Here is an 11,285-nt window from a genome sequence, read left to right as displayed (position 1 = left end):
CGAGACTGATAATCAACTCATCGGTCGGGTTTTAGTAGTATCGGTCGGCATACCGTCCAAACGGTAGTACGCAACTCGATCTTGGAGAGGGCCGGAAATTATGCCTGAAGTGCTGGAAGACCGCGTCGAATGGGACCTCGCGGACGGGCTCGCCCGGATCACCCTGAACCGGCCACCGGCCAACGCCTTGGACATGGCGACCGGCCGCGCACTGCGGGAAGCCGCGGACCGGGTCGCCGCCGGCGCACACGACGGGACGGTCAGGGTGGTCCTCCTGCGCGCCAAGGGCCGCACCTTCTCCGGAGGAGGAGACCTCCGCGAATTCGCGGCCGCCGCTGACCGCGGACAGGAGGTGGGCGCTCTCGCGCAGGACCTCCACCAGGCGATTCTCACGCTCGCGAACACACCCGTTCCCGTGGTCAGCGCCATCCACGCCACCGTGGCCGGCGGCGGGATCGGGGTCGCGCTGGCGGCGGACATCGTGCTGATGGCCGCCGAAGCCAAGCTGCAGGTCGCCTACACCGCGGCGGGGCTCAGCCCCGATTGCGGTTCGACCTGGCTGCTGGCGCGGCGCTTGGGACCGGCGCGTGCGCTGGACCTCGCACTGACGAACCGAGCTTTGACCGGGGCCGAGGCCGCACAACACGGTCTGGTCAGCCGCGCCGTCCCGGCAGCCGAACTGGACCGCGTCACCGACGAGGTGGTCGCGGGGCTGCTCGCCGGCCCCGCGCGGGCCTACGCGGAAACCAAACGCCTTGTCGCCGCGGCAGCGCAGCGGGATCTGGCGACCCAGCTCGACGACGAAGCCGCCACGATCACCAAGATCGTCGCTACCGCGGAAGGAATCGAAGGCGTGAACGCCTTCCTCGAAAAGCGCACTCCGAGCTTCTCCCAGTAGCAGCCCGGGATTCCGACAAGTCCGCTCACCACAGTGGACACTTGTCGGCAGTCCGCCGCGCGAGCCGAGAGGTTCCCGCGGCGGACTCACCACCCGACCTGCTAACGCTCCTCGCCGGGCGCGTCCTCGATCAGCCATTCCTCGCGATGCTCGCCGCCAGTGCACATCACCGACGCGAGTCCGACCGTCATCCGCGCGTTATGAATCCGCGCGGATGTCTTGACGAATTCGAAAAGCGCTTCGTACACCGCAGCCGGGACTGCGGCGCCGAAGAGACCCGTCGTCCGCTGGACCCGTACCAGGCCGGGGCTCTCCTTGCTAACGGAGATCTTCTCCCCTGTGAGTTCCCCGAGCCGGGCAAAGATCTTCGCGAAATCGGCCGCCTCTGCGCCGGTTACTCCGACGTGATCCCGAATTTCGCCGAAGTACTGGATCGCGAACAGCCGGCAGGTGTGCGCGAGCAGCGCGGCCGTGCGGTCGACGTTGTACATCTCGAGCGTGCACCGGATGACGTCCTCGAACATCTCGCGCGACCACTTGCGTTTGGCCTTGGCGATCCGCGGCAGCGGCCACCGGGACGGATCGAGGGCCGGTGCCTTGCCGGGATCGAATTCCGGCGAGGACAGCACCGGACGGAACTGGATGCGTTCCTCCGGAGCCAGATCGTGGTCGTACTCCTGGAAGTAGCCCTCGTCGCACGGGCCGCCCTCCTGATAAAGCTTCGTGACGACGAATCCGAGGCGCGGATTCCCGAGCGATTCCCCGTTGAACGGGTGCCAGGCTTTGAACATCGTCCGCTGCACCGAGGGCGGCACGGCGAACAAAGCGTTTCCCGGCCAGGTATAGGCGGGCGGCAGGTACCGGATCCACACCTTTCGCGGGCTCTCCTCGACGTACTCCATCGCCATCCCGCCCAGCATGTTGGACAGGTAGTGGTAGCGCGCCGCGACAACCGCGGCCGGCAGCGTCCGGTCGATGCCGAGCTTGTCCAGGCCGGGGAGGAAGTGGCTGCGCTGGTGCCGGCGGAGCCGCTGGAAGGTCGCTTCGACCAGATCTCCCTCGCCGCGCTCCCGCAGAATGGTGAGCTGCACTCCGATCCAGAGCCGCGACCAGAACGCGCTCGCGAAGTCGCTGTCCCGCATGAGCGCGCGTTCGGAGTCGTCTTTCGGCTGTGCCACGATCATGCGATTTTCCCTTCGGCATTCGCCCGGGGCGCCGACGCGGCGACCCGGCCGAGGATTTCTTCGTTGTGCTGCCCGAGGGCAGGAGGCGGCACCGCGACCGCGGCGGCCCGGCCGTCAAACACGACGGGGCTGCCCACCATCTCCAGATGCCCGGCGTGCGGCGAGTCCACGCCGGCGATCAGCCCCGGCGAAATGCTCCGGGCCAGCTCGACCGCCTCGGCGACGTCGAGCACTGGCCCGCACGGCACGTCGTGCGCTTCGAGCCGCCGGATGAGCGCGGCCCGGGTGTGGCGGGCCGCGACCTCGGCGACGGCCGCGTCGCATTCGGCGCGGTGGACCTGGCGATCGGAGTACCGCTTGAACCGGTCGTCGTCGGCTAGGCCGGGCAAGTCCAACGCCGTGCAGAGCTTGCGCCAGAACTTGTCGTTCCACGCGGCGATCGCCACATGTCCGTCCTCGACGGCGAAAACGCCGAATGGGGCCGCGTGGTGGCTGTTGCCGAGCCGCATCGGGACACGCCCGGTGCAGAGGTAGTTCGACGCGTGGTAGGTCGTCAGGGCCAGCAGGGAAGCGAAGAGGTTCACCTCGACGTGCGCGCCCTCGCCGGTGACGGACCGGCGAACCAGCGCGGCCAGGATCCCGCGGACAGCGTCCGAGCCGACGGCGAGGTCGCCGAGGGGAATCCCGAACTTCAGCGGCGGTCCGTCCGGCTCGCCGTTCAGGCTCATCGCCCCGCTCATGGCCTGCCCGACGACGTCGAAGGACGGCTTTCCGGCGAGTTCGCCGGTTTCCCCGAACCCGGAGATCGAGCAGTAGACCGCTCGCGGGTTGCGGCCGCGGACGTCCTCGTAGCCGATCCCCCACGCCGCGGCCTGCCCGTGCCGGAAATTCTGGACCACCACGTCGGCTTCCGCGCAGAGCGCGAAGAACAGCTCCCGGCCTTCCGCCGACGACAGGTCGAGTTCGACGCTGCGCTTGTTCCGGTTGAGGCTCGCGAAGTAGTGGCTCAGACCGTTCACCTTGGGGGTGATCTCGCGAGCGTCGTCGCCGCTGCCCGGTTTTTCCACCTTGACGACGTCCGCACCGAGGTCTCCCAGCGCCATCGTCGCGTACGGCCCGGACAGCACGCGGGTCAGGTCGAGCACCCGGATCCCGGCGAGCGGGCCTGCGTCCCGCGCCGGGCGGGCCGGCCTCACTCGGTCACCCGCGCGTAGCCCGGCGTCCGCCGTTCGGTGAACGCCCGGATCCCTTCCCGCTGCTCCGCGGTGCTGTCGAGGATGTCGTAGTGCAGCTGCAGGTATCGGAAATGGTCGTCCTGGGAAGAATCGAGGCCGCGCTGGACCATCTCTTTGGTCATCCGCACCGCGAGGTCCCCGTTCCGGCAGATCTCCGCCGCGACGGACCGTGCCGCGGCGAGCAGTTCCTCCCCGGGGACGACCCGGCTCACGAGACCCAGCCGCAGCGCCTCCCGCGCGTCGAAGAACCGGCCGGTCAGCAGAAGCTCCATGGCGTGCGACAAGCCGATGACCCGGGGCAGGCGGTACGCCTCGTAACCGGGGAGCAGATTCCACTTCACCTCGGGGAATCCGAACTCCGCGTGCTCCGCGGCGAGCCTGATGTCGCAGTGCAAGGCGATCTCGAGACCGCCCGCGAGGGCATAGCCGTTGATCGCGGCGATGACCGGCTTGGAGGTGCCGAGCCCGAGGTCGGAGGTGCCCATCCGGCCGAGCTGGGCTCGGTTGGGCACCCACGGCCGCCATTCGCCCTCCAGCGGAGCCGACCGCCGGTCCATTTCCTTCAGGTCCGCGCCCGCGCAGAACGCGCGGTCGCCCTCGCCGGTCAAGATGGCGACGCGGACCTCGCGGTCCTTCTCCATTTCGAGCAACGCGTCGTCGAGTTCCCGGTAGGTCTTCGAATCGATCGCGTTCAGCGATTCCGGCCGGTCGATGGTGATCTCGGCGACGGCGCCGTTCACTGCGTAGCGGACTGCCATGGTTCTCCCTTTTCCTTCGTGTTTCCGGCATCAGCCGGATCGAGTTCCGAGGCCCGGGACCCGGCCCGGGGAAGTTTCATGAAGATCATTGCCAGCAACCCGAGCAGCGGACCGAGCGCCAGCGTGAAAAGCGCGGCCTCGAACGAGCGCGTGCCGGCGAAGACCGCCCCGACCACGACCGGGACCAGCACCGCGCCGAGTTGCCAGACCGCGTTGGCCAGGCCGGACGCGAACCCGATCACCGCACGGGGAACGAGTCCCGGAAGCAGCGCGACGAGCAGCGGTGTCCAGCCGTAGGCGACCGCTCCGAGCACCGGAGCGAACCACAAGAACCCCGTCGCGCTGCCCAGGTTCGCGAACACCGTCAGCGCCGCCGCGAACGCGCCCAGCAAAACGATCACCGGAACCTTGCGCGCGCCGCGGAACACCTTGTCCGCGACGAACCCGATCACGGGTTTGACCACCACCGCCGTGATCGCGAAGATCGCGACGACCGCGCCCGCGAGCTCCGGGCTTACGTGGTAGCCCCGGATCATGAGGGCGTTCGCCCACGTGACGAACCCGTACAGGCCCCAGAGTCCGGCGAACCCGATCACGCAGACCAGCAGGAAGTTGCGGTTGCCGAACAGCCTCAGCGCGCTGCGCCCGACCCCCGGCCCCGTCCGGCCGGCGGCAGCGCGAGCTTCCTTTCCCTTGCGCAGCAGGAAGAACAGCACGACCGCGGTGACCATCGACACGGCCCCGAAGAAGTGATAGGAGGTCTGCCAGCCGTGCCAGGCGATCAACGCCGGCACGACTGTGTTGGCGACCGCCGTCCCGAGCGACGTTGCCGTCGTGTACACGCCCATCGGCAAGCCGAGGCGCTCGGGCGGGAACCAGCTCGTGATCAGCCTGATCCCGGCGGAGTACTCGGCGCCCGCGAACAACCCGATGACGGCCTGGACCGCTATGCCCACGCCGGCCGAGGCCGTGGAGCCGAACACGGTCATGAACGCACCGGCGCCCAGCAGCGCGATCGTCAGCATGACCCGGCCGCCGAAGCGGTCGGTGCCGATGCCGCCGAGCGCGTTGGAAACCACGTATCCGACGTAGTAGGCGGTCGCGAACACACCGAGCCCGGCAAGCGGAACCGCGAGGCTTTCGCCGACGAATACCGAGGCCGGCCCCCACGTCGAACGGTCGACGGAAGTCAGCGTGAAGGAAAACCAGCAGGCGAACAGAATAAACCAGCGATAGGGAGACGAGGAAATTCTTGCGGGGTTTGCGCTCATCGTTGAGCCTTCGCAATTGATGGCAGCTTATCGCCGCCGTGAGCAAGGGAAAGAGAAGTCGTCCAGGTCGCGTCTGATGCACTTTCTCGGCTGTCGCGCCGGGTCCCGGCGAACTGTGCCCTGCTTCGATGATGCGGCTCCGAGTGATGCAAGTCCAATACGCAAATCGGTGTTACTGTTGCCGGATCGGCATCAATGGGAGGCGCGATGGACCTGCAGCAGCTGCGGGCGTTCACGGCGGTCGCGGAGCACCTGCACTTCGGCCGCGCCGCGCAGAGCCTCCACCTCGCGCAGCCGCACCTGACCCGGATCGTCCGGGCGCTCGAGGCCGACCTCGGGGTCCGGCTGTTCGAACGATCCACTCGCCGCGTGGAGATCACCCCGGCCGGTGCCGCCCTGGTGGAGCGGGCACGCGCGATGCTGGAACTGGAGGCGGAGGCCCGCGCATCGGTCGTGGCCGCGGACCGGGGCCAGATCGGCCGCGTCCGGATGGTGTTCGCCGGTCCGTCCGCACAGCAGGCCGTCGGCGAACTCGCCCGCACCGTCCGGGAACAGCACCCGGGAATCGACCTTGAGCTCCAGCCGGGCCGCTACGGCGAAGTGGCCGTCTCCGACCTGCTGCACAACCAGACCGATCTCGCGCTGGCCCGATTCCCCCGCCCGCCCGCAGGCGTGTCGAGCCGCGCCGTTTCCCGCGACCGGTGCGTCGTCGCGATCCCGGCGGGCCACCCGCTCGCCGACGCGGAACGGATCCGCTTCGCCGACTTCCGGGGCGAACCCTTCATCGCCTTCCCCGAGTCGTTCGGCTCCGCGATCCGCGACATCCTCGTCGAACGCTGCCAGGCCGCCGGATTCGCCGTCCGGTTCGTGCAGACCTCCCCCGACACGTGGACGAGCATCACCCTCGTCTCCGCCGGCGTCGGCCTGCACTTCACCATGGCCGGCGCGCTCACCCACCTGCCCCTCGACGGAGTCCGCGTCCGCGAACTCGCCGAACCGGCTCCGCCGCTGATCGTCTACCTGATCTGGCGCAGCGACGACCGCTCGCCGGCATTGCGGACAGTCTTGCGCACAGCCGAAGACCTTCTGCCCACTGTGGACTGATTGTGCCCGGCATGGCGGGCCCGTCCGCCGCAACCGGACTCAGAACCCCAGTTCGCGCCCCACGAGTTCCTTCATGATTTCGTTGCTGCCCGCCCAGATCTTCGTGACCCGGGCGTCGCGCCAGGCGCGGGAAACCCGGTACTCGTCCATGTAGCCGTATCCGCCGTGCAGCTGCACGCAGTGGTCGAGAATGTCGTTCTGCACCTGAGAACTCCACCATTTCGCCTTGGCCGCTTCGGTCGGCGTGAGTTCACCGGCGCAGTGCGCGCGAACACATTCGTCCAGGTAGGCGCGGGTCACCTCCACCCGGGTCGCCAAGTCCGCGAGCAGGAATTTGTTGTGCTGGAACGAGCCGATCGCCCGACCGAACGCCATGCGCTCCCGGCAGTACGGAATCGTCTCCTCCTCCAGCACCGCCGCAGCGTGCGCGAGGTTCGTGACCGCGCAGCCGAGCCGCTCCTGCGGCAGGAAGTCCATGAGGTGGAAGAACCCTTGGCCGACCGTGCCAAGCACGTTCGCGCCCGGAACCCGCACCTCGTCGAAGGCCAGTTCCGCGGTGTCGGCTTCCGGCTGCCCTGCCTTGTCCAGTTTCCGTCCGCGCGAGAAGCCCGCCATGCCTGCCTCCACGACGAACAGCGTGATGCCTTTGGCCCGCCGTTCCGGGTCCGTGCTCGCCGCGACGACCACCAGATCGGCCGAGTATCCGTTGGTGATGAAGGTTTTCGCGCCGCTCAGCACCCAGTCGTCGCCGTCGGGGACCGCTCGGGTCCGGATCGCGGCGAGGTCGGAACCGGTCGAGGGCTCGGTCATGGCGATGGCCGCGAGCAGGTCGCCGCTCGCGACGCCGGGCAGCCAGCGCCGTCGCTGCTCCTCGGTGGTCAAGCGCACCAGGTAGGGCGTCACGACGTCGGCGTGGATGCCGACCATCGACCCGAGGGCCATGCTGATCCGGGCGAGTTCTTCGAACAGCACCGCGTTGAACCGGTAGTCCCCCGCCGCCATCCCGCCGTGCGCCTCGGGGATCTCCAGGCCGAGCAGGCCTTGTTCTCCGCAGGCCCGCCAGAAGCCGCGCGGCACCGCCCGCTCGGCGATCCACGCGTCGAGGTGCGGTGCGGCGTGCTTGGCGAGGAACCCCCGGATCGACTCGCGGAAGGCCTCGTGGTCCTCGTTGTAGAGACTGCGTTTCATCGGAACCTTTCGAGATATCAGCGCGGTGCAGCGATCTGCCGCTCGCGCATGCCCGCCTTGTCGAGTTTCCCGACCGAGGTCTTCGGGATCGCCTCGACGCGCACAAATGCGTCCGGTGCCCAGTACCGAGGGAATTTCGCCGTCACGTACTCGCGCAGGACGTCGTCGGCGACTTCTGCGGAGGCCACGATCCACGCGACCGGCCGCTCCTGCCATTTCTCGTGCGGGATTCCGATCACTGCAGCCTCGCGGACAGCCGGATGCAGCATGAGGTGGTTCTCGAGTTCGACAGAGGAGATCCACTCGCCGCCGCTCTTGATCAGGTCCTTGAACCGGTCCTTGATCCGCAACGCGCCGTCCGGCGCGATGACCGCGGCGTCGCCGGTGCGCAGCCAGCCGTCGCGGAAAGATTCCGACGGACCGGTGGCTCCGAGATAGCTGCCGGTCACCCACGGTGCACGGGCTTCGAGTTCGCCGGCGGACCGGCCGTCCCACGGCAGTTCCCGCCCCTGGTCGTCGACCACCCGGATCTCGAACAGCGGCAACGGCGGGCCTTGATGCCCGGGACCGGCGCAGTAGGTGCCCATCGGCGAGGTTTCGGTCATCCCCCACCCGTTTCCGGTCGCGACGCCGTGTTCCGCCCACCAGGCAGCCAGGGCTGCGGGCGGGGTCTGCCCGCCCATCCACAACGTCTTCAGCGACGACAGGTCGTAGGCCTGCGGCCGCGCGCGGTACTCGTCCCGGATCAGCGCCGCGACCGCGGGCGCGCCCACGAGAACATCCGGTGCCTGGCTGGAGATGAGCCGGAGGAATTCGGCCGGGGTCGGATGCGGACCGGGAAGGACGAGGCGCGCGCCCTGCAACGGGCCGGCGTGGGGCACGCCCCAGCTGTTCACATGCGACATCTGGCACGCGAGCAGATACGCCCGGTCCCCGGAGACCTCGACGCCGCCGACAGTCGAGATCGCGAGCGCGTGCAGGACGGTGCTGCGGTGGGTGTAGACGACGCCCTTCGGCTTGCCGGTGGTGCCCGAGGTGAAGCAGATCGACGCCGCGGTGCGTTCGTCGAACTCCGGGAACTCGTTCAGCTCAGCGGCTTCCGCGACCAGCGTGTCGAAGGACCAGGTCCGCACCCCGGGGAGGTCGGCGTCGGCCTCCCCGAGCACGACGACGTGCCGCACGGTCGGCATCGCGGGCAGGATGTCCCGCGCGAGCGGCAGCAGGTCCGCCTCGACAAGCAGGGCTTCGTCTTCGGCGGTGTTGACCGAGTAGACGATGTGCTCGGCCGGCATCCGCTGGTTGATCGTGTGCAACGCGGCGCCGATGCCCGGCACCGCGAAATACGCGGCCAAATGCCGGTCGCTGTTCCAGGCGAGGGAACCGACCCGGCTCCCCTCCCGCACGCCGAGGCTCCGCAGCGCGGCCGCGAGCCGGCGGGCCGACGACCCGAGGTCGCGGTAGGTGAACTCGCGGCGGACCGCCCCGCTTTCACAGCTGACGTTCACGCGATCCCCGAAGACCCGTTCCGCCCGGTGCAGCAGCGAGCTGACGAGCAAAGGGCGGTCCATCATCGTTCCGAACACCCGCGCTCCTTCCGTTGTCGGGCCATCAGAATCGTCGCTCGCGGCGGCGGGAACTGTCCCATTTCGCGACGGTGCAACCGATTCCCGCGGATGTAGCGAAACAGGACAGTTCCCGGCCCCGATCGCAGCCGACAGTGTCGGCAGTCACTTCCGGACCGCACCGAAGGAGCGATCGCCGATGGCACAACGGGATACGACGGTGATAGCCAAGGGCTTCACCTACACCGAGGGGCCGCGCTGGCACGAAGGCAGGCTCTATTTCGTCGACTTTTACACGTACACGGTCAACGCCGTGAACCCCGACGGCAGCATCGACCAGGTCGCGGTCGTGGACCAGCAGCCCTCAGGGCTGGGCTGGCTGCCCGACGGCCGGATGCTGGTCGTGTCCATGAAGGACCGCAAAGTCCTGCGACAGGAGCCCGACGGCACATTGGTCGAGCACGCCGACATCTCGGCGCACTGCACCGGCCACGCGAACGACATGGTGGTCGCGAAGAACGGACAAGCCTACGTCGGGCATTTCGGCTTCGACCTGATGGGCGGAGCCGACCACGAATTCGCCTCCGTGATCCTCGTCGACACCGACGGCACCTCGCGGACGGTCGCCGAAGGACTGTCCTTTCCGAACGGCATGGTCATTTCGCCGGACGGCACAACGCTGATCGTGAACGAACTCTTCGGCAACCGGGTGTCCGCGTTCGACATCCGCGCCGACGGCACCCTCGGCCCGCGCCGCGACTTCGCCGCCTACGGCGACCCGGGCGAAGAGCCCAAGTGGGAAAAGCGGATCGAGGGAGCCACGATCGTTCCCGACGGACTGACCATGGACGCCGAGGGAGCGATCTGGGTCGCCGACTGCGCGCACCAGCGGGCCGTGCGCATCGCCGAAGGCGGCGAGATCCTCGACGAGGTCAGCACCGCGCCCAACGGCGTGTTCGCGGTCGGGCTCGGCGGCGACGACGGAAAGACGCTGTTCCTCTGCGTCGCACCCGACTTCGACGAAGCGGCCCGGTCCGCCGCACGCGAAGGACAAGTCCACGCGGTCCGGGTGGACGTTCCGCACGCCGGGATGCCGTGAATGATCACGACGCGATTCACCGAGACCTTCGGCATCGAGCACCCGATCGTGTGCGGCGGAATGACGGCGGTCGGCACCGCGGACTTGATTTCCGCGGTGGCGAACGCCGGAGCGCTCGGCTTCCTGACCGCGCTGACGCAACCCACGCCGGAAGCGCTCGTCAAGGAAATCCAGCGTTGCCGGGACCTGACCGACCGGCCGTTCGGCGTCAACCTCACCATCCTGCCCACCCTGACGCCGATCGCCTACGACGAGTACCGCGACGCGATCATCGACAGCGGCATCGGGATCGTCGAGACAGCCGGAAGCAACCCCGTCGAACACCTCGCGGCGTTCAAGGCGGCCGGGGTCAAGGTCATCCACAAGGCGGTGACCGTGCGCCACGCGCTCAAGGCGGAGACACTCGGCGTGGACGCCGTCAGCATCGACGGATTCGAATGCGCGGGACACCCTGGCAACGACGACGTCCCCGGGCTGGTGCTCATCCCCGCAGCGGCACGCAAAATCGGCGTCCCGTTGATCGCCAGCGGCGGCTTCGCCGACGGCGCGGGCCTCGTCGCCGCCCTGGCACTGGGCGCCAGCGCCGTCAACATGGGCACCCGGTTCGTCGCCAGCGCCGAAGCACCGGTGCACGACAACGTGAAACGGCAGATCGTCGCCAACGACGAACGCTCGACCCAGCTGGTGTTCCGCGAGTTCAACAACACCGCACGGGTCGCGCGCAACGCGATCTCCGAAGAAATCGCCACCCGGTCGCGCCGGCCCGGAGCGACCTTCGACGACGTCGCCGAGCTCGCTTCCGGAGCCCGAGGGCGCAGCCGCGTGCTGCGAGACGGCCGGATGGACGACGGCATGTGGTGGGCAGGCCAGTCCCAGGGACTGATCGACTCCGTCGCGAGCTGCTCCGACATCGTCGCCGGCATCGTCGCCCGCGCCGAGGAAATCATGCGCGACCGGTTGCCCTCGACCCTCACCTGACCCAAGGA

At 68.6% G+C, this 11,285-nt stretch carries 10 protein-coding genes; 4 read left to right on the top strand and 6 right to left on the bottom strand.

The features are described from left to right. Positions 1 to 100 precede the first annotated feature (100 nt). The gene (locus tag H5411_RS04765) at positions 101 to 898 is read left to right on the top strand and encodes an enoyl-CoA hydratase/isomerase family protein (RefSeq protein ID WP_134662669.1); all 798 of its coding nucleotides are present in this window, start codon (positions 101 to 103) and stop codon (positions 896 to 898) included. A gap of 101 nt (positions 899 to 999) precedes the next feature. Here the strand turns inward: H5411_RS04765 and H5411_RS04760 are convergent, their stop codons facing one another. From H5411_RS04760 to H5411_RS04745, 4 genes are read right to left on the bottom strand one after another with little or no spacing between them, the layout of a single operon-like run. Further along, positions 1,000 to 2,082, bottom strand: a complete 1,083-nt coding sequence (locus H5411_RS04760) for a hypothetical protein (protein ID WP_134662670.1) — start codon at positions 2,080 to 2,082, stop codon at positions 1,000 to 1,002. After that, positions 2,079 to 3,278, bottom strand: coding sequence for a CaiB/BaiF CoA transferase family protein (locus H5411_RS04755; RefSeq protein WP_167756557.1), 1,200 nt, complete (start codon positions 3,276 to 3,278; stop codon positions 2,079 to 2,081). Before H5411_RS04755 ends, H5411_RS04760 begins: the two co-directional genes overlap by 4 nt. Continuing rightward, entirely contained in the window at positions 3,275 to 4,075 is an 801-nt protein-coding gene (locus H5411_RS04750; RefSeq protein WP_134662672.1) for an enoyl-CoA hydratase/isomerase family protein, read from the bottom strand. Before H5411_RS04750 ends, H5411_RS04755 begins: the two co-directional genes overlap by 4 nt. Then, positions 4,054 to 5,346, bottom strand: coding sequence for an MFS transporter (locus tag H5411_RS04745; protein WP_134662673.1), 1,293 nt, complete (start codon positions 5,344 to 5,346; stop codon positions 4,054 to 4,056). The genes H5411_RS04750 and H5411_RS04745 overlap by 22 nt, the downstream gene beginning before the upstream one ends. Positions 5,347 to 5,553: 207 nt before the next feature. Between H5411_RS04745 and H5411_RS04740 the strand changes: the two genes are divergently transcribed. Continuing rightward, positions 5,554 to 6,450, top strand: coding sequence for a LysR family transcriptional regulator (locus tag H5411_RS04740; RefSeq protein ID WP_167756556.1), 897 nt, complete (start codon positions 5,554 to 5,556; stop codon positions 6,448 to 6,450). A 39-nt stretch (positions 6,451 to 6,489) separates the two neighbouring features. On the opposite strand, the gene H5411_RS04735 is transcribed toward H5411_RS04740, so the two are convergent. Both H5411_RS04735 and H5411_RS04730 read right to left on the bottom strand, forming a co-directional pair. After that, positions 6,490 to 7,638 (bottom strand): acyl-CoA dehydrogenase family protein, encoded by a 1,149-nt coding sequence (locus H5411_RS04735; RefSeq protein WP_134662675.1) that lies wholly within the window; start codon positions 7,636 to 7,638, stop codon positions 6,490 to 6,492. A gap of 17 nt (positions 7,639 to 7,655) precedes the next feature. Continuing rightward, positions 7,656 to 9,221 (bottom strand): long-chain-fatty-acid--CoA ligase, encoded by a 1,566-nt coding sequence (locus H5411_RS04730; RefSeq protein ID WP_240690603.1) that lies wholly within the window; start codon positions 9,219 to 9,221, stop codon positions 7,656 to 7,658. Positions 9,222 to 9,399: 178 nt separating this feature from the next. On the opposite strand from H5411_RS04730, the gene H5411_RS04725 reads away from it, so the two are divergent. Both H5411_RS04725 and H5411_RS04720 read left to right on the top strand, forming a co-directional pair. Beyond that, on the top strand, positions 9,400 to 10,299 hold the full coding sequence (locus H5411_RS04725; protein ID WP_134662676.1) for an SMP-30/gluconolactonase/LRE family protein: 900 nt from the start codon (positions 9,400 to 9,402) through the stop codon (positions 10,297 to 10,299). After that, complete coding sequence (locus H5411_RS04720) at positions 10,300 to 11,277, top strand: NAD(P)H-dependent flavin oxidoreductase (protein ID WP_134662677.1); 978 nt, start codon at positions 10,300 to 10,302, stop codon at positions 11,275 to 11,277. Positions 11,278 to 11,285 lie beyond the last annotated feature (8 nt).

The organism is Amycolatopsis echigonensis (assembly GCF_014174495.1).
Lineage (GTDB): Bacteria > Actinomycetota > Actinomycetes > Mycobacteriales > Pseudonocardiaceae > Amycolatopsis > Amycolatopsis echigonensis.
This window is presented reverse-complemented; position numbering and strand designations above follow the sequence as displayed.

Coding starts and splice junctions, on each gene's coding strand:
- H5411_RS04745 (WP_134662673.1), bottom strand. CDS start 5,346: ATGAGCGCAAACCCCGCAAGAATTTCCTCGTCTCCCTATCGCTGGTTT.
- H5411_RS04750 (WP_134662672.1), bottom strand. CDS start 4,075: ATGGCAGTCCGCTACGCAGTGAACGGCGCCGTCGCCGAGATCACCATC.
- H5411_RS04720 (WP_134662677.1), top strand. CDS start 10,300: ATGATCACGACGCGATTCACCGAGACCTTCGGCATCGAGCACCCGATC.
- H5411_RS04765 (WP_134662669.1), top strand. CDS start 101: ATGCCTGAAGTGCTGGAAGACCGCGTCGAATGGGACCTCGCGGACGGG.
- H5411_RS04760 (WP_134662670.1), bottom strand. CDS start 2,082: ATGATCGTGGCACAGCCGAAAGACGACTCCGAACGCGCGCTCATGCGG.
- H5411_RS04725 (WP_134662676.1), top strand. CDS start 9,400: ATGGCACAACGGGATACGACGGTGATAGCCAAGGGCTTCACCTACACC.
- H5411_RS04735 (WP_134662675.1), bottom strand. CDS start 7,638: ATGAAACGCAGTCTCTACAACGAGGACCACGAGGCCTTCCGCGAGTCG.
- H5411_RS04740 (WP_167756556.1), top strand. CDS start 5,554: ATGGACCTGCAGCAGCTGCGGGCGTTCACGGCGGTCGCGGAGCACCTG.